26 protein-coding genes and 1 tRNA gene are annotated in these 26010 nt (G+C 35.4%); 9 read left to right on the top strand and 18 right to left on the bottom strand.

Going from position 1 to position 26010, the window contains the following annotated elements; translation table 11 throughout:
• Window positions 1–23: 23 nt before the first annotated feature.
• Complete coding sequence (locus EW15_RS10135; RefSeq protein WP_049752699.1) at window positions 24–455, top strand: acetyltransferase; 432 nt, start codon at window positions 24–26, stop codon at window positions 453–455.
• 18 nt (window positions 456–473) lie between these two features.
• Here EW15_RS10135 and EW15_RS10130 read toward each other — a convergent pair whose 3' ends face one another.
• From EW15_RS10130 to EW15_RS10115, 4 genes are all read right to left on the bottom strand, one after another.
• Window positions 474–1532, bottom strand: a complete 1059-nt coding sequence (locus EW15_RS10130) for an anthranilate phosphoribosyltransferase family protein (RefSeq protein WP_038654829.1) — start codon at window positions 1530–1532, stop codon at window positions 474–476.
• Between the two features lie 6 nt (window positions 1533–1538).
• Window positions 1539–2249, bottom strand: coding sequence for a hypothetical protein (locus tag EW15_RS10125; protein WP_038654828.1), 711 nt, complete (start codon window positions 2247–2249; stop codon window positions 1539–1541).
• A gap of 218 nt (window positions 2250–2467) precedes the next feature.
• The gene (locus EW15_RS10120; RefSeq protein WP_038655547.1) at window positions 2468–3358 is read right to left on the bottom strand and encodes a formate/nitrite transporter family protein; all 891 of its coding nucleotides are present in this window, start codon (window positions 3356–3358) and stop codon (window positions 2468–2470) included.
• A 265-nt stretch (window positions 3359–3623) separates the two neighbouring features.
• Window positions 3624–5285: a ferredoxin--nitrite reductase gene (locus EW15_RS10115; RefSeq protein ID WP_011824662.1), complete on the bottom strand. Its 1662-nt coding sequence runs from the start codon at window positions 5283–5285 to the stop codon at window positions 3624–3626.
• A gap of 234 nt (window positions 5286–5519) precedes the next feature.
• On the opposite strand from EW15_RS10115, the gene EW15_RS10110 reads away from it, so the two are divergent.
• Together EW15_RS10110 and cobA are read left to right on the top strand one after the other, a co-directional pair.
• Complete coding sequence (locus EW15_RS10110; protein ID WP_038654825.1) at window positions 5520–6332, top strand: CbiX/SirB N-terminal domain-containing protein; 813 nt, start codon at window positions 5520–5522, stop codon at window positions 6330–6332.
• Window positions 6329–7114 (top strand): uroporphyrinogen-III C-methyltransferase, encoded by a 786-nt coding sequence (gene cobA / locus EW15_RS10105; RefSeq protein ID WP_038654823.1) that lies wholly within the window; start codon window positions 6329–6331, stop codon window positions 7112–7114. Before EW15_RS10110 ends, cobA begins: the two co-directional genes overlap by 4 nt.
• Window positions 7115–7136: 22 nt before the next feature.
• Here the strand turns inward: cobA and EW15_RS10100 are convergent, their stop codons facing one another.
• From EW15_RS10100 to gcvT, 7 genes are all read right to left on the bottom strand, one after another.
• Complete coding sequence (locus EW15_RS10100) at window positions 7137–7964, bottom strand: aminotransferase class IV (protein WP_038655544.1); 828 nt, start codon at window positions 7962–7964, stop codon at window positions 7137–7139.
• The gene (locus EW15_RS10095) at window positions 7961–9301 is read right to left on the bottom strand and encodes an anthranilate synthase component I family protein (protein WP_038654821.1); all 1341 of its coding nucleotides are present in this window, start codon (window positions 9299–9301) and stop codon (window positions 7961–7963) included. The genes EW15_RS10100 and EW15_RS10095 overlap by 4 nt, the downstream gene beginning before the upstream one ends.
• On the bottom strand, window positions 9301–9978 hold the full coding sequence (queC, locus tag EW15_RS10090) for a 7-cyano-7-deazaguanine synthase QueC (RefSeq protein ID WP_011824657.1): 678 nt from the start codon (window positions 9976–9978) through the stop codon (window positions 9301–9303). The genes EW15_RS10095 and queC overlap by 1 nt, the downstream gene beginning before the upstream one ends.
• Window positions 9979–10027: 49 nt before the next feature.
• A complete protein-coding gene (locus EW15_RS10085; protein WP_038654820.1) occupies window positions 10028–10669 on the bottom strand; it encodes a 7-carboxy-7-deazaguanine synthase QueE in 642 nt (213 codons plus the stop codon).
• Window positions 10670–12337, bottom strand: a complete 1668-nt coding sequence (locus EW15_RS10080) for a CTP synthase (protein ID WP_038654818.1) — start codon at window positions 12335–12337, stop codon at window positions 10670–10672.
• Between the two features lie 103 nt (window positions 12338–12440).
• Window positions 12441–14261 carry an aspartate--tRNA ligase gene (aspS, locus tag EW15_RS10075; RefSeq protein ID WP_038655541.1) on the bottom strand — a complete coding sequence of 607 codons (1821 nt, stop codon included), beginning with the start codon at window positions 14259–14261 and terminating at the stop codon, window positions 12441–12443.
• Between the two features lie 74 nt (window positions 14262–14335).
• Window positions 14336–15454: a glycine cleavage system aminomethyltransferase GcvT gene (gene gcvT, locus EW15_RS10070; RefSeq protein ID WP_038654814.1), complete on the bottom strand. Its 1119-nt coding sequence runs from the start codon at window positions 15452–15454 to the stop codon at window positions 14336–14338.
• A gap of 130 nt (window positions 15455–15584) precedes the next feature.
• On the opposite strand from gcvT, the gene EW15_RS10065 reads away from it, so the two are divergent.
• The gene (locus tag EW15_RS10065) at window positions 15585–15800 is read left to right on the top strand and encodes a hypothetical protein (protein ID WP_038654812.1); all 216 of its coding nucleotides are present in this window, start codon (window positions 15585–15587) and stop codon (window positions 15798–15800) included.
• Window positions 15801–15818: 18 nt separating this feature from the next.
• On the opposite strand, the gene speB is transcribed toward EW15_RS10065, so the two are convergent.
• The 3 genes from speB to mazG are packed head-to-tail and all read right to left on the bottom strand — an operon-like array spanning window position 15819 to window position 18404.
• A complete protein-coding gene (gene speB / locus EW15_RS10060) occupies window positions 15819–16718 on the bottom strand; it encodes an agmatinase (protein ID WP_038654810.1) in 900 nt (299 codons plus the stop codon).
• Window positions 16715–17581, bottom strand: coding sequence for a polyamine aminopropyltransferase (gene speE, locus EW15_RS10055; protein ID WP_038654806.1), 867 nt, complete (start codon window positions 17579–17581; stop codon window positions 16715–16717). Before speE ends, speB begins: the two co-directional genes overlap by 4 nt.
• A gap of 10 nt (window positions 17582–17591) precedes the next feature.
• A complete protein-coding gene (mazG, locus tag EW15_RS10050) occupies window positions 17592–18404 on the bottom strand; it encodes a nucleoside triphosphate pyrophosphohydrolase (protein ID WP_038654803.1) in 813 nt (270 codons plus the stop codon).
• A 140-nt stretch (window positions 18405–18544) separates the two neighbouring features.
• Here mazG and EW15_RS10045 point away from each other — a divergent pair.
• Both EW15_RS10045 and EW15_RS10040 read left to right on the top strand, forming a co-directional pair.
• Window positions 18545–18616 (top strand) — tRNA-Val (locus EW15_RS10045).
• Window positions 18617–18633: 17 nt separating this feature from the next.
• Window positions 18634–18978, top strand: coding sequence for a hypothetical protein (locus EW15_RS10040; protein ID WP_038654800.1), 345 nt, complete (start codon window positions 18634–18636; stop codon window positions 18976–18978).
• Between the two features lie 39 nt (window positions 18979–19017).
• Here the strand turns inward: EW15_RS10040 and EW15_RS10035 are convergent, their stop codons facing one another.
• Window positions 19018–19269: a hypothetical protein gene (locus EW15_RS10035; protein ID WP_011824648.1), complete on the bottom strand. Its 252-nt coding sequence runs from the start codon at window positions 19267–19269 to the stop codon at window positions 19018–19020.
• Window positions 19270–19332: 63 nt separating this feature from the next.
• On the opposite strand from EW15_RS10035, the gene EW15_RS10030 reads away from it, so the two are divergent.
• The 3 genes from EW15_RS10030 (at window position 19333) to EW15_RS10020 (ending at window position 23289) form a co-directional block, all read left to right on the top strand.
• Complete coding sequence (locus EW15_RS10030; RefSeq protein WP_038654797.1) at window positions 19333–19788, top strand: hypothetical protein; 456 nt, start codon at window positions 19333–19335, stop codon at window positions 19786–19788.
• Between the two features lie 73 nt (window positions 19789–19861).
• Window positions 19862–22663 carry a valine--tRNA ligase gene (locus tag EW15_RS10025; RefSeq protein WP_038654794.1) on the top strand — a complete coding sequence of 934 codons (2802 nt, stop codon included), beginning with the start codon at window positions 19862–19864 and terminating at the stop codon, window positions 22661–22663.
• 14 nt (window positions 22664–22677) lie between these two features.
• Window positions 22678–23289 (top strand): TVP38/TMEM64 family protein, encoded by a 612-nt coding sequence (locus tag EW15_RS10020; protein WP_081930474.1) that lies wholly within the window; start codon window positions 22678–22680, stop codon window positions 23287–23289.
• Window positions 23290–23297: 8 nt separating this feature from the next.
• Here EW15_RS10020 and EW15_RS11405 read toward each other — a convergent pair whose 3' ends face one another.
• From EW15_RS11405 to EW15_RS10010, 3 genes are read right to left on the bottom strand one after another with little or no spacing between them, the layout of a single operon-like run.
• Window positions 23298–23456, bottom strand: a complete 159-nt coding sequence (locus EW15_RS11405) for a hypothetical protein (RefSeq protein WP_197049682.1) — start codon at window positions 23454–23456, stop codon at window positions 23298–23300.
• A complete protein-coding gene (gene ligA / locus EW15_RS10015) occupies window positions 23449–25548 on the bottom strand; it encodes an NAD-dependent DNA ligase LigA (RefSeq protein WP_038654791.1) in 2100 nt (699 codons plus the stop codon). The genes EW15_RS11405 and ligA overlap by 8 nt, the downstream gene beginning before the upstream one ends.
• A gap of 18 nt (window positions 25549–25566) precedes the next feature.
• Entirely contained in the window at window positions 25567–25989 is a 423-nt protein-coding gene (locus EW15_RS10010) for a hypothetical protein (RefSeq protein WP_038654787.1), read from the bottom strand.
• Between the last annotated feature and the right edge of the window lie 21 nt (window positions 25990–26010).

Raw genomic sequence — 26010 nt, 5'->3', positions numbered from 1 at the left:
GACCTTGTGAGAGTTTTGATGAAATGGCTCTTAGAGAAGTTTATGAAGATGCTATTCGAACTTGCGATAAATCCTTGTACAGCCAAGAACAGATTGAAGCGTGGTCGGCTTTGGCATATCTTCCTGGGATTTTAGATAAACCTTTGAAGCAAGGGGTGGGCTGGGTGAGTTGTGTTGATAAAACGATTGAAGCATTTGCTTTAAAATATCCCCATAATCGCTTGGCATTGCTTTATTGCCGAGGGCGTTCGTCCCGGCAGGGGCATGCTACGGCTCTATTACATCAAATTGAGGCAGATACTCTTACAGATAAGCCAATAACTTTAAAAACTGAGGCAAGTTTATGTAGTTATCAACTGCTTTTACGTCATGGATGGACAATTATTGCTCCTGAGGAAATCCAAATAGGTGGTGTGCATTTTTCTCGTTATTTGATGGAAAAAACTTTGTATTAAATTTATTTTTTTAAAACTTTAGGAATCAATATTTTCGTCACTCCAATGAATTAATTTTTCTAATTGCTTGAGAGCAAATCCTGAATTGATTACTTCTTTTGCTTTATTTATTCCTTCTTTAATATCAGAGCTTATACCTGCATAAAAAAAGTAAATACCAGTATTCCATTCAAGTGCTTTACTTAAAGGACCCTCGCCATGAAGAGCTTGTAAAGCAAATTTCTTCCATTCTGTGATGTCGCTCCATTCAACATCTTTTCCAGAACATTCGTAGTCTTTTGGATGAAAAACAGTTCTAGTTCCATGTTGATTTTTGTACTGTCCAATTGTTGATGAACGACTTATTGAAAGATCTATTCCACCTTCCAGTCCTTTGATAGTAATCACATTTTGTTCTCCCATAAGTTCTAAGGTCTTCCAATGTCTTTCTTCAGTAGGAGAATGAACATAGCCACTTATATGTAGATGACTTCCTTGATGACATGTCCAGATTAATTCCATACTTGCTAGAGGTGGGCGCTTACCTATTTGATCTCTATAAGGAATTAAATTTTCAGCTAGCGGAAAATGATCTGGCTGATGTATTAAAGCTAGGTCGTTATGGTTGAAAAAACTTTGCAATTGTTCTATGGATAGACCGGTTAAATTTATTCCTAAGGCTTGAAAGAGTTCGTTATGGGTAACGCCGTATTTTACTGGCATACGAGAACCACCATGCAAAATAACAGGCTGTTTTTGAGTTAGTAATAGTAAAGTTGTCAGAGGATAAATAGGTGCAGTTTTTTTCCTACCATCAAAAGGCATCCCAAAAAATATAGGTTGACGTTGATTACTGGGCGATTGAATTTTGGGTCCTAGTTCGATATAGGCATCAATCATCCCGGCTAGTTCTTCAGGGATAGGACGTCTAATTCTATGTGCAATCATGAAGCCACCAATTTGGGCTGCACTTGCTTCTTCTTTTAGCATCAGCATGAGAGCTGATTTAGTTTCTTCGCGAGTAAGACTTTTTCCTGTAAACTCACCACTACCTATTTTTTTTAAATAGGTTTTAAATTCTTCATATTTATTTGTCATTGGAGTTTATATTTCAAAGTTAAGTTGTTTTTTTGCAAGTTCTTTGCGCTCAGTATTCTTTAAATTTTTAACTAAATCTAATAGGATTTTTTTACTAATTTCAGTACCGATTGAACCAAGAGCCATTAGTCCATAGTATGCAGATTTATCCGAGCCTTTTTGTATTACATCGCTGATTGCTTCACAGATATTTAAGCTTTCACGTCTTTGAATTATTGTCAGTGTTTTGATCACTATCTCTTCTCTGAAATCATTTAAAGGAGATTTTGCTATCTCAAGTAAATCAAAATCAGAAAGTAAATGAGCTTTGAATTTTAATAATTCTAAACCAGCTATTTTCATTTCTGCACTTTTTTCTTCTAATGTTTTTTTAATAAGCTCAATCGGTAAGGTTCCTCCCCAGCAAGCCAAAGCTTCTACGACTTTGATGTTCATTGTGTCATCACTATAAAGATGGTTTAAGAGCCATTCTTTGGCATCATCTTGATAAGTAAGTCCTGCAGCAAGGATTAGTTCATCTTTATTTCCATACGTCTTAAGTAGATCTTTTATTTTTATCCATCCTACTTTTGATAATTGTCCCAAGCGAATAGCGATTTCTTGTCTAAGTTCAAAGTTAATATTTGGATTGTATGCAGTCTTAAGCCACTCAGCACTTGGCTTGGTTTTTTTCGCGTTATTAATGGTATCCCATATATTGCTTTCTTCAATAATCATAGAATTTAAATTTAGTGGATTAGAAAATAATTAATCAGAGTAATTTTTTAATTTACTATTTGTTTATTGATCAAGTCAAGTATCTGATTTGTTTAGAGATTAATGGAAAATTTTTTAAAACCCTATTAATAACTATTAAATAGTAGACATATTAAGAAAGCCTAGAATACAACTTTCTAGGCTTTCTTAATTTAGTTTAAAATTTAATTTTTTTAATTTTATCTTGCACCAAGTTGTGCTTCGAGCTCTCGTTCTAATTTTTCATCTTTTACGTCTGGTAAAACATTAGAGATAGGAGTTTTGTGGGTGCTATAGAAAAGCATTCCAATAAATACCATTCCTCCAACAATATTTCCAATCGTCACTGGTAAGAAATTCCAAAAAATTACTTTTGTAAAAGGAATACCCGAACCAAGTAGAGGGCCAGTTGTATGCAAAAACATATTAACTACTATGTGCTCCATTCCCATTGTTTGGAATGCAGTTATAGGTAGCCAGCAAGCAAGTATCTTTCCTGGAACACTTTTACTTACAAGTGCCATTGTTACACCTAAACAAACTAGCCAGTTTGCAATTACTCCACGTAAAAATGCAAGGAAAAAACCAGTACTTCCAAGTGCTTCATATTTAACAACTGTGTTTGCTTTATGTATAGCTATTATTTTTGCTGCTACAACTGCCCATCCTTTTCCACCTTCAGCAGCAGTTAATGGATCTACATTTCCAGCACTTGATAAACTAATTGAAAGTAGTACGGCAACAAATGCTGTACCTAGAAAATTACCGATCCAAACCCATAGCCAATTCCTTACAGTTGCAGACCAAGAACTCTTTCCAGCCCATACAGCCATTGGTAGTAACGCAAAATTACCAGTAACAAGCTCCATACCGAAAAGAACGATACTTGCAAAACCAAAAGGAAATATAAAAGAACCTAACCAAGGCATCCCTGATTGAATACCAATAGTAATTGCAAGACATGTCGCTAAACCTAAAATTGCTCCTGAATAGAAGCCTCTTATTAGCAAGTTTTTTACGCTTACAGATGATTTCTTGCCACCTGCAGCAATCATTCCATCTACCAATTCATTTGGTAGGACATAGTCCATTTGAGAGGCACTTGAAGTCATAAATTTAAAAAGTTAGAAAAATAATTTTTTATAAAATCGAATTAATTGCTAATTCGATTCATAAATTTGGAAAAGATGTCGTGGCTGCCATTAGCTCGATTAATCAGCGGTTTATCTTTACCAAGGTTGTTAAACCAATTCATGAAACGAGAAATAGAATCTTTAGGTAAGACGTAGCTCATTTGAGAAGTACTTTGAGTCATAAATTTAAAAAGTTAGAAAAATAATTTTTTATAAAATCGAATTAATTGCTAATTCGATTCATAAATTTGGAAAAGATGTCGTGGCTGCCATTAGCTCGATTAATCAGCGGTTTATCTTTGCCAAGAGGACTAAACCAATTCATAAATCGAGATAATGAACCAGATTTTTTACTTAAAAATATTTTTTCTTTTGCATCAAAATCTGAAATAAGTAAATCTTTTAGTACATCTTTTAATTCATCTTGAGGGACAGATTTTTTTATTAATTCTCCTAATTTATAATTAGGCCCTTGTGATCCACCAATGCTTATATCATAAGCTTCAACGGTTTTTCCTTCTTTGTCTTTAGCTTTTTTGCCCGTTAAACCAATTCCTCCCATATAGGCTTGACCACAACTATTAGGACACCCAGTCCAATGAATCTTTAATTCGTCTTTCAAATCTAATTCTTTGTCTAATTCATGCGAGATTTTTAAAGCTTGATCCTTTGTATTTGTTAGAGCGAAACCACAATAGGTATTTCCAGTACAAGAAACAGTACCTGCTGCAATAGTTTCTGGTTCTAATGGAAACTTTTGTAAGATAGATTGCTCCTTAAATTCTTCAATTAGATTTGTATCTATACCAGTAATAATAATATTTTGATCTTCGGTAAGTCTTATTTCTTTATCACCAAAATTCTCACATATATTTGCTAGATCTTGTAAATCTTCAGCCAAAAGACGGCCTACTGGCACATGAATTCCTGCAAAATATTTACCTTCTTGTTTTTGAGAATGAATTCCAAAAAATGACCTTGGTTTATCTGAAAATATTGAGCCTGGATCTTCTTTTAATGTTCCATATTGTTTTTCGATAAGATCTCTAAATGTTTCAATGCCAATTTTATCTAAATAAAATCTAAACCTACCTTTAGGTCTTATATTACGTTCCCCATTATCTCTCCATAGGGATAAAATAATTGATGTTAATTCATAAATTTTTTCTTCTTCAACCCAGGCATTCAACGGAACTGCATATTCATTCATTACTGATGAAAGTACGCCTCCAATCCAAACACTAAAACCTAAAACCCCATTAATTTTAACTGGATGAAAAATTAAATCATTATGTAAAAGAAAATTATCCTTAGAGCCTGCTATAGCTGTGTTCCATTTCCTTGGAAGATTTGAAAATTCTGAGTTTCCCTTACCATCATTAGTTAAATGGTCTTGCATTTTTGATGTATATATTCTTGTGTCTATAATCTCTTCTGGATCAACTCCAGCGATGGGATTTCCAGTAACATTTCTTGGATTATCAAATCCAGATTGAGTTGTTGATATGTTTACTTTTTTTAACCTATTTAATATCTCAGGCAAATCACTAATCAAAACACCTCTAAGTTGTATATTTTGCCTAGTTGTTATATCACAACTTCCATTCTCTCCATATCTCGCAACAATTGATGCAATTACCTTTAATTGTTCTGCATTGATTATTCCATTAGGTATTCTTAACCTTAACATAAACTTTCCAGGGGTTTTGGGTCTCCAAAACATCCCATACCATTTCAATCTTAATTCTAAATCAGTTTTATCCATTTGCTCCCATCCCATTTCAGCAAATTTGTCTATATCCTTTCCGATTTCGAGTCCATCCTTAGCAGCTTTATTTTTTTCAACTTGATTTAGTTTTTTGCCTTCGAGATAGTATTGAACCATTGGTATTGAGACTTGACATTTATAATTAACCTTTAAAATCTAAACTTTAGATGTATCAGTTTTTACCAAATTTTTTATTTATTTTGGTATCATTCAATACATCCTGTTTATCCATTTAATTGATTAATTGGTTTCATAATTTCTCATTTAGTATTGGCGTCCAATTTCTCCGAGGCTTCTAATCGCTCCACTTTTGAGCATTTCCCAAACCTCTTTCATAGCAAAGAGGTCTCTATGAAAAGTACTTTTGAATCTTTTTCTTCCTCTGTATTGAGTGTTTCTTCGATCAACCCCCTCTCCTCGCCTGAAATTATTTGTTCTCGAGTATCTAGAATTTCTCATCATCTCAATTTTAATAAATTAGCTGAAAGTACTAATACATCTTCAGATGTCCATCAAAAGTTGTCTTTGTTACCAAATAGAATTAATTGTGAGCCTCCTCACCATTTACATTTACTAGTGCATGGTTCTAGAGGTGGTGAGATACATCCATCTCTTCTTTCTTTGGTTGACCAATTAAAAAGGCATAAAAATCGCTCTGTTTCAATAGAGGCTTTAACTGATGACAATCCAGAGCAAATTGACATCGGTAATAGATCAGTGTTTTTAGTTCCTCTTTTTTTGTTACCTGGAAGTCATGTTTGTATTGATGTACCAAAAATATTTAAACGTTTGCAAGAAGAGGGACAAAATATAAAATTGTTTCCTTTCCTAGGTTCTTTTATACCATGGCTATCATTAATAGATGATCTGATAACTAGTCAGAGTCCTTTTCTTAAACCTGCGTTGATTCATCACCCTGTCTCTTCAGATACTTCAGATGTTTTTCTTAAGTCCTTAGAAAAATTCCTAAATATTCCTCTTTATTCATGGTCTAGATGGAATCAAGATACTGTTAAAAAGGAGAAGAATTATCTTCCTATTCCCTATCTTTTGACTCCAAACAAAAATGTAGAAATTGATAGTAAAGGAGAGCAGCTTAAATCTTTGCTTGAGATTGATATTATTCATCGTGGTCTTGTTAATATTTTGGGTAACTTGCCATGAATACAAATCAGTTTGGCACTGTGCATCTTGTCGGAGCAGGTCCTGGTGATCCCGATTTATTAACAGTTAAAGCGCAAAAACTAATTAGTAAATGTGATGCGCTTGTATACGACTCTTTAGTTCCTATAGAGCTACTTGAATTAGTTTCTTCAAATTGTCAACTTCATTCAGTGGGTAAGAGGCGTGGTCATCATTCGGTTCCTCAGAGGACAACGAATGATATTTTATTTGATTTAGCAAAGAGTTATTCTTGTATTGTTAGATTAAAAGGTGGTGATCCATTTTTGTTTGGTAGAGGTGCGGAAGAAGCTTCTTATCTTCATAAAAAAGGGGTTCCAGTACAAGTAGTACCTGGGGTTACATCAGGTATAGCTGCTCCTGCCTATGTTGGGATACCTATTACTCATAGACGTGCTGGATCTTCAGTCACTTTTGTGACTGGACATGAGGGGATTGATAAAAAACGCCCAGCTGTAAATTGGCGGTCTTTAGCGAAATCCAGTGATGGAATCGTTATATATATGGGTGTTCATAATTTAAAATTTATCTCAGCAGAGTTGATTGCTGGTGGTATGAATCCTGAGACGTCTGCGGCAGTAATTGAGCAGGGTACTGTTATTGGTCAACGTTATATTAAGAGCCCTTTGGTAAAGCTTTTTGACCGAGTTCAAGAAGAAAATATAAGGTCTCCTGCGATTGTTGTAATAGGTTCAGTTGTGGATTTTCAAGTAGAAGCTTGCTCTCCAAAGCCAGCTGAAGTGACATTTCCAATTCCTATATAGATAGTATGTCCGATATTATTTTTTAGATTTTTAACAAACTCAGCCAAAATTCTTTGGGGTTAGTTGATATTTTTAATTCTTTTTTGTTTATTTTTTGAATTGGACGACAACTTAAACTATTGATTAAAAACCATTCATCATTATCTTGTGGTGTCGCTTCAATGAGAGCTTCTTTTATTATGTTCAACTCAATTCCTCGTTGACGCATTATGCCAGGTAGACAACCACTATTAGATGGTGGAGTTAACCAATTATTTTCTCTTTTTACTAATATATTTGCTGTCGTGGCACAACATATTTCACCTTGACTATTTAATAATAGTGCATCATTAAAGCCTAGATTTTTTGCTTCAATACGTGCTTGAATCCCTTGGTTATAGGAAAATGTTTTACAAGAACTCAATCGGCTAAAAGAATTTCTTCTTTCGGTTTGACTGATTATTGTAGATATAGGTTCAAAATTTGGTTGAAAAGAATCTATCTCCAACCAAAAACTATGAAGGCTTGTCTTGTTGATATCAATTCCACGTTGTTCGGACTCTCCTCTGGTCCAATTAATACGAATGACTCCATTGATGTTCTTTAATTCTGCTCTATTAATGCCATCTTCAACGAGCGAAATCAACCATTCTTTTGATGGTGGAGGATTCATTTCTAAAATACTTGCACTTTTTTCCCATCTATTTAAATGCTCATTAAGAAGCTGCGGAACTCCATTCAAAATGAAAATCGTTTCAAAGATTCCATCTGCAAAGTTGAGACCTCGATCATTAATAGGTACTTTTAAATCTTTGAAGATTCCCCAGTGACCATTAATCCAGCCTAATTTTTCTTTCTTATTTTCAGTCATGTTAATGCTTTTAAAAGTGGCATTAATTTCCAATTCATTTCCTCAGCTTCCTTTTGACTATCTGAATCTGCAACAATTCCACATCCAGCATTAGCAGTAATAGTGGATTCTTTAATCATTAAAGATCGAATGAGAATATTGCTATCAAGGACCCCATCCCAATTTATATTTAATATTGATCCACAATATGGACCTCTCGCTGTTGGTTCAAGCTCATACAATCTTTTACATGCCCTAAGCTTGGGTGCTCCTGTTACGGAACCACCTGGCCAGCAGGCTTCAAGCAAGTCAACCCAAGTTTTATTTGTATTGAGTCTACCTTTAACTACTGAAGTGAGATGATGAACTTGTGAATAGCTTTCTAAAACTAGTAGATGAGGTACTTTGATTGAACCAGGTTGGCATACTCTTCCAAGATCATTTCTTAGTAGATCTACAATCATTACATTCTCAGCATGATCTTTTGGACTACAAATAAGCTCTGCTGCCCAATCAGCATCTTTTTCTGGATCTCTATCTCTGGGTCTAGTTCCCTTGATTGGTCTTGTTTCGACCTCTCCAGTGGGTAACGCTTTTAAAAATCTTTCTGGTGAAGTTGATATAATAGCTTCTCCTTTTGCCATCTGATCGCCGATAATTACTCCAGCAAATGGAGCAGAGGAGCATTTTTTAAGTTTTGAATATACGTCTATTGGACGCATGGATTCTGGCAATGGGGCATGGCATGAGGTGGTTAGATTAGCCTGAAAGATATCACCGTTCGCAATCCATGCTTTGATCTCATCAACTCTTTCAGAATACTCTTGACTTGTTAACCTCCAGTCCCAAGATTCTAGGGGAATACTGTGTTTGCGTTCTGCTTGTTTTGCTGCTTCACTGTCTGGTTTGGAAAGCTTTTGATGAAAAGTACTTTTTAGAAAATTTTCCATAATTGAGATGCGCGTTTCATCTTTGCCTTCTAGCCATAGCTCTTTATTTTGAAGATCAAATTTTAATATAGGGTCATGAGAGGCTATCCATAAAGTTGCCATAGAACTTTGTTGCCATGGGTTTTGTGGTTCTGTCCAAGATGCAGCTTCATAACTCAACCAACCAGTCCAATGCCCTTGGGGTAATTCGCGTAAAATTTTAAAAGGATTAGAGTACTTTTTTGAATTTTCTAATTCTCTAGAGCAAAACTGTTCTAAAGGATTAATTCCTAAGGTGACCCATCGACCTAAATCACTCCCATCGCCATCAAGCCATATAAATCCTGCCTCTCCCCATTCTTGAATCAATTTATAGGCTACTTGCTCAGGTGATTCCCACTGACATAGTAGTCGTTTAATATTATTCACTAGATATTTTGACTACATAGATCTTCGCGACCTATTTCTTTTAATGCTTTATCTCTAATACGACAACTATCACATCTCCCACACGGTTTACTTTCACCTTGATAGCAGCTCCATGTTTTTTCTATAGGAATTTTTAAGCGTAATGCCTCTTCAAAGATTTTTGTTTTTTCCCAATCTAGTAGTGGAGCCCATAGTTTTATCCCTTTTCCCTCGCGTCCTACTCTGCTCGATAGGTTAGCTAATTCTTGATATGCTTTTAAATAATCCGGTCTACAGTCTGGATATCCAGAATAGTCCATTGCATTTATTCCTAATGCGATTCGATTGGCTCCACGTGCTTCTGCAAGACTCAAACCAATAGCAACAAAGATCGTGTTTCTACCAGGAACGTAAGTGTTAGGAATAGTATTTTTTTGTATGCCTTTAGTTGGTATTGCTTGTGACGTGTCGGTCAAGGAGGAACCACCCCAAGAAGATAAATCAATCTTTATTGTTATATGATCCTCAAGATTTAAATTTTTTGCTAAATCTGCTGCTGCTTGTAACTCCTTAAGATGTCGCTGGCCATAATCAAATGATAATCCAATTACTTTTTGCCCAGCTTCCATAGCGATACATGCAGCTGTAGCTGAATCAATTCCTCCAGAAAGTAATGCAATTGTTGTCTGTTCAATCATTATTTTTATTTTTAAATCTAATGAAGCAAAATCTCATTTATATAGATGGTTAGAGTACACCTAGCCATTTGTGAGTTTGCATACTTAATCTCCAATTTGGATTATTTTTGACAAACTTGATTGCAAGTGTTTGTCCCTCTTCATTTTCCCATCCTGCTTGCAAAAATAATTGAGGTTTAATTTTTCCATTATTTTTTATTGAATCAGCCATTGTTTTAGCAAAAACTAAATCTTCAGCATTTTGGATAACAACTTTTAATTCTTGGCAAGATAAGAGATTATCAAGGCGTGGAGGAGAATGCCGTTTAGGAGATAATGTTATCCAATCTGGCTTGCCACTTAGCATATCTACGCCACTAGTTTCGAGATGAATTGGAATAGATTTTTTCTCTGGGTTGAGTGTAGATTTTCTAATTTCTTTACAGAGATCATCTAAATTATGATGTAATGGCTCGCCTCCCGTGATTACAACAAAGGCTGCACCTTCTTCTTGAGCTTTGGCTGTTTGAGTTGATAAATCTATCAAGCTTTGTTGTGGATGAAGTTCTGAATTCCACGAATCTTTTGTATCACACCAGGGACATCCAACTTTACAACTAGCCAATCTGATGAAGTAAGCGCTTCTACCTGCATGTTCTCCTTCTCCTTGTAGAGAATGAAAACATTCCACTACTGGTAGAGAAGATCCCATTTATTGCTGTTCTAGTGATTTTTTTTCAATAATTTTAGATTGAGGATTAAATGCCTCACTCGGCGAGGATGGTACACGCATTTGTGCGGCTTGAATCAAACCACCAAATAAAGGGTGCGGTTTTCCTGGTCTAGAGAGGAATTCTGGATGATATTGACATGCAATAAAAAATGGGTGATTTTTTAATTCTATTAACTCTACTAATCGACCATCAGGTGAAGTACCACTAATTACATACCCAGATTCCATTAGTAGAGTTCTGTATGAATTATTGAATTCATAACGATGTCTATGCCTTTCGTAAACAACTTCTTCGTTGTATAAACTTTGTCCGGTTGTGTTTGCTTGAAGTCTACAAGGATATACTCCTAATCTCATTGTTCCTCCTAGATCAACGACGTCTTGTTGTTCTGGAAGTAAGTGAATTACTGGGTGTTTTGAATTTGGATTTAGTTCGGCACTAGATGCATCTTCTAAACCAGCGATATTGCGAGCCCATTCAATGACAGCACATTGCATACCTAAGCAAAGCCCTAGAAAAGGTACCCTTTGCTCCCTTGCCCATCTAATAGCAGCTATTTTCCCATTCACGCCACGGTTACCAAAACCTCCTGGAACGACAATTGCGTCCATTCCCTGAAGTAGTTTTTCAGCTCCCTCGGATTCTATGTTTTCCGCATTGATCCAGTGAAGATCTAAAGATGCATCATGCGAGATACATGCGTGACGTAATGCTTCGACTACGGATAAGTAGGCATCATTTAGTTGTACATATTTGCCAACTAATGCAACTTTGACAGAAGGGCCTGGATTGCGCAATTTATGGACTAATCGTTCCCAGTCCTTTAAATCACTTTCATGATCATTCAGATCCAAGCAATCTAATACTTCCTTGCAAAGTCCTTCATCTTTGAGCGCTAATGGCACTGAGTAAATACTGTCAGCATCTAAGGATGCTATTACCGCATCAGAGTTAACTCCACAGAAACCCCCTATTTTATTTTTTAATTCATCATTAATCGGCCTATCACTGCGGCAAACTAAAATATCTGGCTGAATACCTATAGAACGTAATTCTTTTACTGAGTGCTGTGTTGGCTTGGTTTTAATTTCTCCAGATGTACCTATGTAAGGCAATAACGTGACGTGAACATAAACAACATCGTTTCTTTTTACATCTCCTTTAAATTCTCTTATTGCTTCAAGAAAAGGTAGAGATTCAATATCTCCAACTGTTCCTCCAATTTCTGATATCACTACATCTGCACCACTATTGTTTGCTACACGTTTAATTCTTTCGCGAATTTCACGAGTAATGTGGGGGATGACTTGAACTGTCCTTCCGTCATAGTCACCTCTTCTTTCTTTATTAATAACAGCTTGATAAATAGAACCTGTCGTGACACTGTTTAGTCTTGACATTGCAGTATCTGTAAAGCGCTCATAATGCCCAAGGTCTAAATCAGTTTCAGCCCCGTCTTCAGTTACAAAAACTTCTCCATGCTGAAATGGGCTCATCGTCCCAGGATCAACATTTAAATATGGGTCAAGCTTCAAAATCGAAACACTGTACCCTTTTGATTTAAGTAGTCTGCCAAGACTTGCGGCAACAATTCCTTTGCCAATGCTTGAAACTACACCACCAGTGACGAAAACAAATTTTGCCATTTACTTTTCAATCATTCTTTAAGCTACCTTGATCTAGGTAAACGCCAAGAAATTTACATATTTTCTCTTTAGGATAATGTTTTTACCGCTAATTTCTATCAATTCAATCAGGATCTATCCAAGTAGAAGCTATGTGGAGGTCTTCTAATTGTTTGTTTTCCACGTTTGCAGGCGCTTTAGCCATAGAACAACGAGCTTGTTGTGTTTTTGGAAAAGCAATAGTATCTCTAATTGAATCTTCATTGGCTAAGAGCATAACTATTCTGTCCAGTCCAAATGCAATCCCACCATGCGGTGGAGCACCCATGGAAAGGGCATCAATTAAAAAACCAAATTGCTCTTCTGCTTCATTTTTTGATAGACCAATTACTTCTAGTACGATTTTTTGAAGTTCTGCGTTGTGAATTCTTAAAGATCCCCCACCAATTTCTAATCCATTAAGAACTAGATCATACGCTTGAGCATTTGAATTGGGTAATTTGTCTTTCCATACGCTTTCTGATTCACCAATATCTTCAGGCTTAGGAGCACAGAAAGGATGATGAATTGCTTCAAGACGATTTTCATCAGAATTGAATTCAAACATAGGAAAATCAGTGACCCAAAGAAAATTCCACTGAGTTTTTAAATCTTTGTCTGTGATTATCTTTAGATCTTTCGCAATAAATTGGCGAACTCTATCTAAGGTTCTATTAACAATGTTTGTGGGTCCTGCACCAAAAAGTATTAGATCACCAGGTTTAGCTTGGGTTTTTAATAGGAGTTCTTTTATTTGCGAGGTAGTTAAATTATCTTTTATGGCTCCAATTGTATCGACTTCTTGATCATCTCGAACCCTGATAAATGCTAGTCCACCAGCACCAGCCTTTTGGGCTTCGCTAAAAATATCTCCACCCGGTTTTATTCTTACATTACTAATCAAATTATTTCCATCCTCAATGGTGATGCACTTAACGCATCCACCAGAAGAAATAGCATTTGAAAAAACTTTAAATCCACTTTTGGAAAATAAATCACTTGTGTTGACAAGTTCCATTCCATATCGAGTATCAGGTCTGTCAGTTCCAAAACGATCCATAGATTCTTGCCAAGTCATTCTCGGAAATGGAGTTTGGAGATCAATCCCTTTAATTTTTTTCCATATACTTACAATTAATTTTTCATTTAATTCGATGATCTCTTTTTCCTCCATAAAACTCATTTCAATATCTAATTGAGTAAATTCTGGCTGCCTGTCTGCGCGTAAATCTTCATCACGAAAACAACGAGCGACTTGGTAATAACGTTCAACTCCACCAACCATTAACAATTGTTTGAATAATTGTGGGGATTGCGGTAAAGCAAAAAACTCGCCACCACATACACGTGAGGGGACTAAGTAATCTCTGGCTCCTTCCGGAGTTGAGCGAGTCAAAATTGGTGTTTCAACTTCTATAAATCCTTCGTTTTCTAGAAAACTTCTAGCTGCTTTGACAGTGTTATGTCTCAATCGAAGATTATTATTCATTCTCTCTCTTCTGAGATCTAAATATCTATGCCTTAGCCTGATTTCTTCTTTAACACTCTCCTCATCATGAATTGATACTGAGAAAGGAAGTGTACCAGTCACAGCATTGAGAATTTTTATATTTTTAGCTAAGACTTCTACTTCACCGGTTGGGATTTTTGTATTAATAGCTTCGTCAGGTCTTGCTCTTACTAATCCATTGATCTGAAGAACAGTCTCATTTCTAAGACTTTCAGCGATGTTAAAAAGATCCTGACCTTGATCTGGATCAACTGTGATTTGAATTGTTCCAGAACGGTCTCTTAGATCAATAAAAATTACTCCGCCATGATCCCTTCTGCGATCAACCCAACCACATAGTTGAACATTTGCGCTAATTGCGGAAGCTCGTAGTTCTCCACAAGTCTTATTGCGCATGAAATTCTCAATCATCATGAATAATGAGTTTCCCACAAAGACCGGCTTTTATGCACAACACAGTTTCTACTTGCTCAAAAACCTTTTCGATAGAAAGGTCTTTTTACGATTATTGCAGGATGTTTTGTTCCTCTAATTTCTACTTCTATTTGAGTATGGACTTTTGCAATTTCGCTTGGCACATAAGCAAGAGCTATGGGTTTTTTCAATGTTGGTGACCAAGTTCCGCTAGTGACTATTCCAACAGTTTCGCTGTTGTATAGAACTGGATATCCTTTTCTTGCAATTCCTTTATCAAGGACTTGAATACCAACAAGTTTTTTTTGCGTTCCAACTTCGGCTTGTTTTTCTAAAGCTTTCCTACCTATGAAATCATTAGGCATTTCTAAATGAACTAACCAACCCAAGCCAGCTTCAAAGGGAGTTGTATCTAGGTTGATATCGTTGCCATATAAATGCATAGAAGCCTCTAAACGCAGTGTATCTCTTGCTCCTAGCCCGCATGGAGTAACTCCTGACGCAATTAGACGTTTCCAGATAGACCTTGCTGTTTCAGGAGATGACAAGAATTCGAAACCTTCCTCTCCTGTATAACCAGTTCGTGCAACAAAAATTGATTCTTGTGAGTTTATTAGATTGGGATTTGAAGTAATAGTTCTGTGACCAAAACGTGGCAAATTATATAAAGGCTCTTCGAGAATTTTCTCAAGTGTACTTATGGATTCTGGACCTTGGATCGCAATTAATGCACCCTCTGGCATGAATTCGGATATTGTGATTTCTTTTTTAGCAAGATTTGAACTTAACCATTCCATGTCAGATTCTTTTCTTGCCGCATTAATAACTAGAGCTATACTTTCTTCTTTTGTTTCTAAAATTCCTTGATCATAAATGATTAGATCGTCTTGAATTCCTCCATTTTCTTTTAAAAAAACTGTATAACACGCTTCACCAGGTCCTATTCGAAACACGTCTGAGGGAACTAAATTTTGTAATGCGCTTTTGATATTTTTACCTTTTAACTGCACAACACCCATGTGAGATATGTCGAACATCCCAACATTTTTTCTTACTGCATTGTGTTCTTCTATTAACCCAGAAAAACTAACAGGCATTTCCCAATTTGCAAAAGGGACCATTTTACCGCCTAATTCTTTGCATTCTTGATAAAGAGGAGTTTGCAGTAATTTCATTTTTTGTTGAACGGTAAAAGAAATTCACAATTAATAACGTGAACTTGTAAGAATTTCTAAAACTAAATTTAATGCTTTGTGGCTCGATCCGGAAAGTTTTACTACTCTATGAGTCTTGGGTTAAGACTTAATGACTGCAAAAAGATCTTGTAGGAGCTGCAATCAATGTGTTTCAAGTCATTTTGATTCATTCTCATGGTGCAAACTTAGAAAAATAAAAATACATTCTGAGATATCTTCATTTGTTTCTTGTGGTCATTGGATAAAAAAAGAACCTGATTTCCCACAGATTTCTGAAAAATTTGTTCATCAACAACTCGATTTTGGAAAGGTATTAGTTGATTGAAAATTTAAATGCAAATTTTTAGGATGATTTAACCAATAACATAATTAATGAACGTATAACTTTTGCAGCAAGGATGCTACTAATACCAGTGTGATCTAATTTGGGAGATAATTCGACTACATCTGCACCAATTAAATTATGAGACTTAATCACATCTATTATTGCTGCAAAATCTCCCCAAAAATAGCCTCCGGGCTCTGGAGTGCCTGTTCCTGGCATTATAGAGGGATCAAACCAATCTAAATCAAAAGTTAAATAGATTGGTCTCCCTTTAAAACTGTTTAGAGCTTTTTCTAAAGATTTTGCATTCTCTCCCAAATTGTGTTGAATTAAACTTTTACTATTATTCATTTCAAGAAATTCTGATTTTGTTCCACTTCTTATTCCTATTTGAAAGATCTTTTTGCTAGGTAGTATTTCTAAACATCTTTTCATAGTACATGCATGACTATATTTACTACCTAACCATTTATCTCTTAGGTCTGCATGAGCATCTAATTGAAGCATAATTAAGTCAGGATAATTAGTAATTATTGATTTAATAATCCCAATTGTTATTGAATGTTCTCCACCAATAATAAGAGGCTTTAAATTATTTTTAAGTAAAATATTTGTAGCATCGCTTATATAATCAAGTGTTAATTCTGCATCTCCAAGGGGAACATCTAATGAACCTATATCAGTAAAGTTAATATCTTCTAAATCTAAATCTAATTGCGGACAATATGTTTCAATTCCATAACTATCTTCCCTAATAGCAGAAGGACCAAATCTTGCACCAGGTCTAAAGCAACAAGTTCCATCATAAGGAACTCCTAAAAGTGACACTCTGCATTGATCGATGCCTCTTTGGGCGCCCATAAATATTGCACCGTCGTTATTAAACAGTGATAGATCTTTGAGGTTGGATTGGGTCATGTTTTTGCTAGCTCCCTTTCTATGAATGCAGGAATAGAGTTAAATGCACCTTGCTGCCATCGCGCACTCCAAATCTGACAATTTTCGGAGATCTCTTTTACTCGACTTTTTTTTGGATGCATATATTTTTGCTGCTCCATAGATGCAAATGTCCAGCTCCATAAACCGCTTGGGTATATAGATACAGAACCGTACATTGGATCTGCGTAGTCAAAAATTTCACGAAGAACTTTGACAATATTTATATGAATCTTTTGAAAAGACTCTGGAGATTCACTTTGTGTTGCCAAAACCCCTCCTTGTTTAAGTATTCGTTTGCAATCTTTGAGAAAAGAATTGCTGAATAATTCTTTGGACGGTCCAATAGGATCTGCGCCATCAATAATAATCACATCATATGAATTCTCTGGTGTATGTTTTACCCAATCAATTCCATTTTTTATTTGTAAATTCAATCTTGAATCAGACCATGCATCTCCTCCAATAGTAGGCAAATACTTTTGACTTAATTCAATAACTCTTAGATCAATTTCAACTAAATCGATAGACTGAACCTCTTTATATTTTAAACATTCTCTTGCACTACCACCATCACCTCCTCCAATGATTAAAATATTTTCTATTTGTGTAGAACAACATAAGGCAGGATGAATAAGAGATTCGTGATAACACTTTTCAGACTTCTCTGCAGTCATCCAACAATCATCAAGTAATAGTGCTTTTCCATATCTTTTGCTTTCATATATGGCAATCTTTTGAAAAGGACTAGACTCTTCTAATATTAATTTTCCCTGTAGTCCATATCTAACGCCTTGATGATACTCGTCAAGCCACTCTGCTTTTGTTTTTAGTTTGTAATTCATAATTATGATATTAATGCTTGAGATTGATCTTCGCTAATTTCCAGTATTTTTCTAATTTCTTTTTTGATTGGGAATGTAATTCGCCATCTATATTTTCTTCTATGTATGTTAATCGTTCTAGGAATCTTTTATTAGTTTTTGCTAATCCATCTTCTATTGAAATTTTATTCCATCTTGCAATATTTATCAATGTAAATAATACGTCTCCTATTTCAGCTTCAGCTTCGGAAGTATTTTCTTTTTTTAATGCATCTTTTAATTCTTCTAATTCTTCATATAATTTATCCCAGATTTGATCAATTTTTTCCCATTCGAATCCGTTTTTTGAAGCTTTTTTGGAGATAATCAGTGCTGCTTTCGTAGAAGGTTGTGGTCTTATCTTTAATTTCAATCGGTCACTAATTGGGGTGTTTGAATTATTTAATGGTTTTTCATTATTCTTGATTGTTTCCCAAGAGTCTTCCACTTCTTTGATACTAACTTTTGCTTTATTTTGAAATACATGTGGATGCCTTCGAATTAGTTTTTCAGTGATCATGTCAATGATGTCAGTTATGTCAAATAAGTTTTTTTCTTTTGCTATTTGAGCATGCAAAATTACTTGTAGTAAGAGATCTCCAAGCTCTTCTTTTAATTCACTAGGATTTTCTTCTCTTATTGCGTGAGCAACTTCATAGGCTTCTTCTAGAACATATGGGACCAAAGAAAGATGCGTTTGCTTTAGGTCCCAAGGACAGCCATTGATTGGATCTCTAAGGTCTGAAACTACTTCAAGGAGTTTATTCATTTTATTTTTTGTATTTATTTGGTTTGTGTTTGTCATTTCTAGTTGTCTTGATAGAACTGTTACTAAGCTCAGAAACGATTTTTTTTGAATCGTTGATCTAATTATGATTAATTCTCAACAACAGAGCAGCTTGAGGTATAAAGTAAATGAATTAGTCAAAGGACTAAAAATTGTATGGGCGATTAGCTCAGCGGTAGAGCGCCTGCCTTACAAGCAGGATGTCCCTGGTTCGAACCCTGGATCGCCCATCTAAATTTCTTTATTTATGCAAAATGGTCCTGGATTAAAAATTTCAGCAACGGCAGTCGCAGAGTTAAACAGGCAAGCTGCTTTTACTGGATCTCCTGGAGTTATGCATATTGATTTATTGGATGATAAGTCTGGGGAGGGTTGGCAATTTATCAGAATTAGGCCGGGAAAAAACGAAGGTGTTCCACTCGCTAGAGCTGACGGGATTACTTTGTATGCTCGTCAAGATCAAATTCTGTTGTTTCAAGGTCTGAAGCTGAATTATTTCGGTGATCTAAGTGGAGGTGGATTTCTGATTAGCACACCAAAAGGGGCTGAACCTTCTCCATGTGGATCAGGCTTTAGAAAACTAAAACTGTGAAAAGTTCAATAAGTTTTTAAAACAATTAGCGAATTGAATTTATTCTTCTGGAAACAAGATCGCAGAGAGCTCATCGGAATCAACTTCATAGACGCGAGCTAAACTTGTTTCAATTGCGCTAGTTACTTCACCTGGTAAGAATCTCATAGCATTTAAAGCATCATCTGATATTTCCTCAGTAAGCAACTTTTCTTTACTATTTAATTTTTCATCGTTGATTACAGCGATGACCCAGCTTTGATATGCGTAAACAAGATCGGAGAACTCAAGTTCAGGGTCGTTCAGATCCATGACAAATAATTAGATAACGAACAATAAACACTAGTTTGGCTGTAGTTGTAGAAAATGTCTTCTATGGAACAAATATCTCGCACGTCTATTCAAGCAAAAGCTTTTGAGTTCGCATTGCTGGAATTAATTTATAGTAAGCGAGATAGCTTTCAGCCATTATGGAGCGTAGATAGTTGGGCTAAATTTTTAATTTGGTTAAGTTTAAATTGTGGGCTTTCTGGAGAAAAAGAAAGCCTAGAAATGTTTGCGAAAGCGATGGGTTCTCCTTTAACAAGTCGAATGAGAAAAATATTTTTTGAAAGAGCTTTAGAGGATTTGTCATTACATGTGATGGCTGATCCTGCAGAAGCGCAAGTTTTGATTATGCCCATAGCTTTAGATAAGAGGATTAATAATAATGACGTAGTTCAAGCCTTAGAAATGGTCGGTTTAAGTGACAAGGTTTCTTTATCTTCGGCTGCATGGGAAAGGCATGACTCAATAGTTTCGATTCCTTGGAACGTGAAAAGTGACATTTGAATTTAGGAAAAGCAAGAATGATGTAAAACTTTTGTCGGGAATGAGTAAATTAAATTAAACACATTTTTTTTCTGTGATAGAGCGGGCAAAAACTACAAAATTATCTGAAGCCTCAGGGCTTCCTAAAACATATGATCCAGTAGGTACTGAAAATCGGTGGCAGAAAGCTTGGGAAGAAAAAGGAGCTTTTCAACCTGATCCATCAGCGCCTGGAGACCCATTCTCCGTAGTTATTCCTCCTCCAAATGTCACAGGTAGTTTGCATATGGGGCATGCTTTTAATACTGCTTTAATCGATACAGTTGTCAGGTATAAGAGATTAAAAGGCAATAATGTTCTTTGTCTTCCAGGAACAGACCATGCTTCAATTGCGGTTCAAACTATTCTCGAGCGACAACTTAAGGAAGAGGGCAAAAATCGTCGTGATCTTGGTAGAGCTTCTTTTTTGGAAAAAGCTTGGGAGTGGAAAGAAAAAAGTGGTGGAAGAATTGTTGATCAATTAAAGCGTTTGGGATATTCCGTAGACTGGAGTAGAGAGAGATTTACATTGGATGAAGGACTGAGTAAAGCTGTTTCTGAGGCATTTGTTCGTTTACATGAGAAGGGATTGATATATCGAGGAGAATATTTAGTGAATTGGTGTCCTGCCTCTGGTTCGGCTGTGAGTGATTTAGAAGTTGAAATGAAAGAAGTAGATGGACATCTATGGCATTTTCGATATCCCCTAGTCACATCATCTGTATCAAGTGCGAAACAAATTAGTTACTTAGAAGTAGCGACTACACGTCCTGAGACGATGCTTGGGGATGTCGCAGTTGCTGTGAACCCATCAGATGAAAGGTATAAAGATCTCATAGGGGAGAAACTTACTTTGCCTTTAGTTGGCAGAACCATTCCAATTATTGGAGATCCTCATGTAGATAAAGATTTTGGAACTGGATGTGTCAAAGTCACTCCAGCTCATGATCCTAATGATTTTGAGATAGGTCAGAGACATGACTTACCTCAAATAACAGTCATGACCAAAAAAGGAACGATGAATCACAATGCAGGTCAATTTGAAGGCTTGGATCGTTTTGAAGCTCGTGAAGCTGTTATTGATTCTTTAAAGGCGATTGGTCTTTTAACCAAAATAGAAGCTTATAAACATAGTGTTCCTTTCTCTGACAGAGGGAAAGTACCAGTAGAGCCATTGTTGTCAACTCAGTGGTTTGTGAAAATGGATCCTCTCTCTAGTAGTTGTTCTGAATTTTTTGAGAAAGGACAACCTAAATTTATTCCTAATAGATGGTCTAAAGTTTATCGTGATTGGTTAACTGATATAAGAGATTGGTGTATTAGTAGACAACTTTGGTGGGGACATCGCATTCCGGCTTGGTTTGTAATTAGTCAAACAGATAATAAAGTTGTTAATGAAACCCCGTACATTGTTGCTCGAACAGAAGATGAAGCGAAGAAATTAGCACGAGAAAAATATGGAGATTCAGTTAAAATTGAGCAAGATGAAGATGTGCTAGATACATGGTTTTCCAGCGGATTATGGCCTTTTTCTACATTAGGCTGGCCTGATGAAACCCATCCTGATTTTCAACGTTGGTATCCCACGAACACTTTGGTTACTGGCTTTGACATTATTTTCTTTTGGGTTGCAAGGATGACAATGATGGCTGGTGTCTTTACGGAGCGGATGCCATTTGCTGACGTCTATATTCACGGACTTGTTAGAGATGAACAGAACAGAAAAATGAGTAAAAGTGCTGGAAATGGCATTGATCCTTTATTACTAATAGAAAGATATGGAACAGATGCTTTAAGGTTTGCTCTTGTTCGTGAAGTTGCAGGTGCGGGCCAAGATATACGTCTTGACTTTGATCGTAAAAATCAAACATCAGCAACGGTTGAGGCATCTAGAAATTTTGCTAATAAGCTTTGGAATGCAACTAGGTTTGCTCTTATTAATCTTGAAGATCAAGATTATGAAAACTTGGAGAAATACGATTCTTCTAAGTTGCAATTATCGGACAGGTGGATTTTATCAAGACTTGCACGAGTCAATCATGAGACTGCTAATCGATATGAAAATTATGCTCTAGGAGAGGCCGCTAAGGGATTATATGAATTTGCTTGGAATGATTTTTGTGATTGGTATTTAGAATTAATTAAACGGCGATTGAATAATTCAGAAAATCTTTCTTCCGATGAATTATTAGATCGAAAAATAGCGAAAAGTGTTTTATACAAAGTTCTAAGTGATCTTTTGATTATGCTTCACCCTCTAATGCCTCATTTGACAGAGGAGCTTTGGCATGGATTAACAGGTTTAGATGAGAATCAATTTTTAGCTTTGCAGCCTTGGCCCAAATCAAATGAACAAGACTTGAATCTCGATTTAGAGAGTTCTTTCTCTGATTTATTTGCATCTATCAGATTGATTCGCAATCTAAGAGCAGTTGCTGGGTTGAAACCCTCTCAAAAAGTTCCTGTCATGTTGGTTTCTGGTAAGGAGGTCTTACAAAAAACACTAACAACATCAATCAATGATATTGCTGTTTTGACCAAGGCTAAGGAAGTACAGATATTATCTCCTGAGCAAGCAAAGTCATTGCCTTCAATGAAAGCTCTAGCAGGAGTAAGTGGAGAGCTTGAGGTAGTGCTGCCTATTGAAGGATTGATAGATATAGCTTCATTACGATCTAGGCTAGAAAAAGATTTAAATAAAGCACAAAAAGAAATTGAAAGTCTTTCTAGACGTTTAGCGAATAAGAATTTTGTTGATAAAGCTCCCAAAGAGGTTGTTGAAGAATGCAGAGCAAACTTAACTGAGTCAGAAGCTCAAGTCCGTCTAGTCAAAGAGCGTCTAATGGGATTGGATTGATCTATCTACAACTTATGACTCATAACATAGAAACTCTAGTCAATTCTTTTATTCCTTTTTTAAGCAGTCCTTTAGGAATTTTGGGTTTTGCTTTGGTTTATGTTTTTTGGGTGTCTTGCTTGCTGCCAGGCTCCTGGCTTTCCATGTTGTCTGGCTTTCTTTATGGAACTTGGCTTGGAAGTTCGGTTGTTTTTGTAGGTGCTTTTGTTGGAGCTCACCTAACTTTTTATTTAGGGAGAACTTTTTTAAAAGAATGGGCTCAAAACAAGGTCTCGAATTTTCCAAAAGTTCAAATTATGGAGAAGGCTGTTAAACGCGAGGGTCTAAAAGTCATTCTTTTAACTAGACTTTCTCCTCTTTTTCCATTTGGTTTACTTAATTTTACTTATGGCTTGAGCGATGTAAAAGTTCGTGATTTTACTATTGGAATGATTGGTATATTACCTGGAACAATTTTATATTGCAGCTTGGGTTCCTTAGCACTTAAAGTTTCAAATTTTGGCGAGGTGCTTTCCGGAAGATCTGATACAAGTTCATTTGTTTGGAGCTTAATTAGTATCTTTTCAACAATTTTAATTGTTATTTTGGTTTTACGTTCAGCAAGAAAAATAAATCAGGATTCTTAATCGTTAGATTAATCCTCAGCTGTTATATTCCAATCTTCAATCGCTGCAAATAGGATAAACCAATAAAGTCTTATTCGATTTAATATACCTTTTTTGGAAGCTAGCATTTCGTATTTAGCTCGTCCACATTCTGTTTTGATGAGAGAAAAGATTCTATTCTTATTCATTTTTAAACTTTGTTTTTTCTGATAATAATAGCTTCAATTCATTTTCGTTAATTATCTTCACTCCAAGCTCTTGTGCTTTTTTTAATTTACTCCCAGCTTTTTCTCCTGATACTAAGAAATCAGTTTTTTTACTAATTGAAGAGCTGACTTTCCCTCCAGCAATTTCTATAAATTCCTTTGCTTTATCTCTTGTAAGCGAATCCAAAGTTCCTGTTAAGACAAAAATCTTACCATCAAAAATATTTGATTGATTTAAATTGTCGTTTAAATCTAAACTCTCTTTTAGGGAGAATCCGACTTCTTTTAATTCTCTAATTAAGGTTTGATTTTTAGAATCATCGAACCACTTAATTATTGCATCTTTCATCTCGTTTCCAAATCCATAAATATTCGATATATTTTCAGGTGCATCCTTCGCAATAGCATTAAGTTCTTCGATACTATGAAAGTTTTTTGAAAGAGATTTAGCATTAGCTTCTCCTATGTGAGGTATCCCTAAACCGTAGAGCTGTTTGTGCCAATTTTTATTTTTAGACTCGTTAATTTCTATTAGTAAATTATTTGCAGATTTTTCACCAAATCTTTCAAGTTCTAAAAGGGAATCAATTTCAAGTTTGTACAAATCTGCGATTGATTTTACATATCCTTCATTTACTAATTGATTTATAATTTTTTCACCTAATCCATCTATGTTCATTGACCCTTTACTGACCCAATGACGTAAACGACCTTTTAATTTTGCTGGGCATTCAAAATTAATACATTTCGTTATTGCTTCATTTTCTTCTTGAATTAATTTGGAATCACATGAGGGGCAGTTTTGAGGAAATTCTACTAATTGTGAATCAACTGTTCTAAATTCTTTTATAACTCTGATCACTTCGGGAATAATTTCTCCAGCTTTTCGAACAATTATGGTGTCTTCATAATGAAGATCTAAAGAGGCAAGTCTTTTTGCATTATGAAGAGTTGCACGATTAACAGATGTTCCTGCAAGTTCTATCGAATCAAACTCTGCTACAGGTGTTACAGCGCCAGAGCGACCTACTTGGAAAATGAGTTTTTTTAATTTAGTCGGTTTCTCTTCTGCTGGATATTTGACAGCGATGGCCCATCTTGGAGCTTTATTTGTTGCTCCTAAGAGATTTTGTATTTCAAAGTTATCTATTTTTACTACTATCCCATCAGTTGCATAAGCTAAAGAATCTTTTTCAATTCCCCAATATTTGTAATAGCTATTTGCTTCATTTAAGTTTTTCTTTGTTTCATATGTAATATTAACTTTAAAACCAATATTTTTTAAAAACTCAAGTGATTTAGATTGAGAATTTGGTTTTTTAAAATTGCTATCAGTTGGCTCCCAATCTTCTGGTAAATAAAGACTATATGCGAAGAAGTCAAGTTTTCTAGATGCAACTATTTTAGGATCTAATTGTCTTAATGTTCCTGCACAAGAGTTTCTAGGATTGGCAAAAAGTGGTTGATCAGTATTTTTTCTCTCAAGATTGAGTTTTTTAAATATATTATTGGGCATGAAAGCTTCGCCTCTGATTTCCATCCAAGTGGGTGGATTCTTTAATAATAAACGTAAAGGAATTGTAGAAATTGTCCTGATGTTATTAGTGATATCTTCTCCAGTTTTTCCATCTCCACGAGTTGCTGCTTTAGTTAAAATTCCATTTTCATACCTTATTGCAACAGCATTTCCATCAATTTTTAATTCACATATTAGTTCTGGATTATTAACTTCCTTGATACTTTTATTTTCTGAATTTATTAATTTTCTGACCCTTGCATACCATGCTTCCAATTCATTTAAATTAAAAGCATTATCTAGACTTAAAAGAGGAATATTGTGCGTAACATTTTTGAATCCTTTAGAAGGAATACCTCCCAATCTTTGGGAAGGGCTATCATCAGTAATTAGAGATGGGTGGATATTTTCAATTTCAATTAATTCTCGATATAGTTGATCATAAATAGCATCGTCAATCTCCGGTGCATCTAATACATAGTAAGAGTAATTTGCTTTATTAAGCAAAGCTCTAAGCTCTTTTACACGTTCATAATATTGATCCAAGTTTGAATTCACTTATCACGTTTGGCTTAGTTACGTATTGGCTTTTGCAATACGATCTATTTGCCAATTTTCGTTGATCTTAATAAAAGTAAAGTCAAGCGGCATTTCATTTTTCTTATCTTCTGATTTCAAGCTTAGTGTGAGCATTATTTGATTGTCTTCTATTCTTGGACGCCCTGACTTCAAGTTTCTATATCGATTTAATTGCAAGCTACCTAAAAATTTGATGAAGTCTTGTCTAGTGACATGTGTTTTATACTCTTTTGTTGTAAGTCTATAAGCTCCATCAATTCGTCCGGCAGCAATTTGATCAAAAAACTTTTTGACAAGTGGATTAATACCTCTAGCACTTATGACGAGTTTAATTGCGTTAAAAATCCAAAAAAGGAGAAGTGCTCCAACTCCAACGAAGAGAGCTTTTAATCCAATTGCCTTGATAAGAGCACTATCCATTTTGTGAATTCCTTTTAGTTA

Origin of the sequence: Prochlorococcus sp. MIT 0801, from assembly GCF_000757865.1 — a bacterium.
Taxonomy (GTDB): domain Bacteria; phylum Cyanobacteriota; class Cyanobacteriia; order PCC-6307; family Cyanobiaceae; genus Prochlorococcus_B.
This window is presented reverse-complemented; position numbering and strand designations above follow the sequence as displayed.

Coding starts and splice junctions, on each gene's coding strand:
- gcvT (WP_038654814.1), bottom strand. CDS start 15,454: ATGAAATTACTGCAAACTCCTCTTTATCAAGAATGCAAAGAATTAGGC.
- EW15_RS10100 (WP_038655544.1), bottom strand. CDS start 7,964: ATGACTGAAAATAAGAAAGAAAAATTAGGCTGGATTAATGGTCACTGG.
- speE (WP_038654806.1), bottom strand. CDS start 17,581: ATGAATTACAAACTAAAAACAAAAGCAGAGTGGCTTGACGAGTATCAT.
- EW15_RS10115 (WP_011824662.1), bottom strand. CDS start 5,285: ATGGTTCAATACTATCTCGAAGGCAAAAAACTAAATCAAGTTGAAAAA.
- EW15_RS10085 (WP_038654820.1), bottom strand. CDS start 10,669: ATGGGATCTTCTCTACCAGTAGTGGAATGTTTTCATTCTCTACAAGGA.
- EW15_RS10080 (WP_038654818.1), bottom strand. CDS start 12,337: ATGGCAAAATTTGTTTTCGTCACTGGTGGTGTAGTTTCAAGCATTGGC.
- EW15_RS10030 (WP_038654797.1), top strand. CDS start 19,333: ATGGAACAAATATCTCGCACGTCTATTCAAGCAAAAGCTTTTGAGTTC.
- speB (WP_038654810.1), bottom strand. CDS start 16,718: ATGACCCAATCCAACCTCAAAGATCTATCACTGTTTAATAACGACGGT.
- EW15_RS10020 (WP_081930474.1), top strand. CDS start 22,678: ATGACTCATAACATAGAAACTCTAGTCAATTCTTTTATTCCTTTTTTA.
- EW15_RS10065 (WP_038654812.1), top strand. CDS start 15,585: ATGACTGCAAAAAGATCTTGTAGGAGCTGCAATCAATGTGTTTCAAGT.
- EW15_RS10135 (WP_049752699.1), top strand. CDS start 24: ATGGCTCTTAGAGAAGTTTATGAAGATGCTATTCGAACTTGCGATAAA.
- EW15_RS10035 (WP_011824648.1), bottom strand. CDS start 19,269: ATGGATCTGAACGACCCTGAACTTGAGTTCTCCGATCTTGTTTACGCA.
- EW15_RS10120 (WP_038655547.1), bottom strand. CDS start 3,358: ATGGACTATGTCCTACCAAATGAATTGGTAGATGGAATGATTGCTGCA.
- aspS (WP_038655541.1), bottom strand. CDS start 14,261: ATGCGCAATAAGACTTGTGGAGAACTACGAGCTTCCGCAATTAGCGCA.
- EW15_RS10010 (WP_038654787.1), bottom strand. CDS start 25,989: ATGGATAGTGCTCTTATCAAGGCAATTGGATTAAAAGCTCTCTTCGTT.
- EW15_RS10130 (WP_038654829.1), bottom strand. CDS start 1,532: ATGACAAATAAATATGAAGAATTTAAAACCTATTTAAAAAAAATAGGT.
- cobA (WP_038654823.1), top strand. CDS start 6,329: ATGAATACAAATCAGTTTGGCACTGTGCATCTTGTCGGAGCAGGTCCT.
- EW15_RS10125 (WP_038654828.1), bottom strand. CDS start 2,249: ATGATTATTGAAGAAAGCAATATATGGGATACCATTAATAACGCGAAA.
- mazG (WP_038654803.1), bottom strand. CDS start 18,404: ATGACAAACACAAACCAAATAAATACAAAAAATAAAATGAATAAACTC.
- EW15_RS10110 (WP_038654825.1), top strand. CDS start 5,520: ATGAAAAGTACTTTTGAATCTTTTTCTTCCTCTGTATTGAGTGTTTCT.
- queC (WP_011824657.1), bottom strand. CDS start 9,978: ATGATTGAACAGACAACAATTGCATTACTTTCTGGAGGAATTGATTCA.
- EW15_RS10040 (WP_038654800.1), top strand. CDS start 18,634: ATGCAAAATGGTCCTGGATTAAAAATTTCAGCAACGGCAGTCGCAGAG.
- EW15_RS11405 (WP_197049682.1), bottom strand. CDS start 23,456: ATGAATAAGAATAGAATCTTTTCTCTCATCAAAACAGAATGTGGACGA.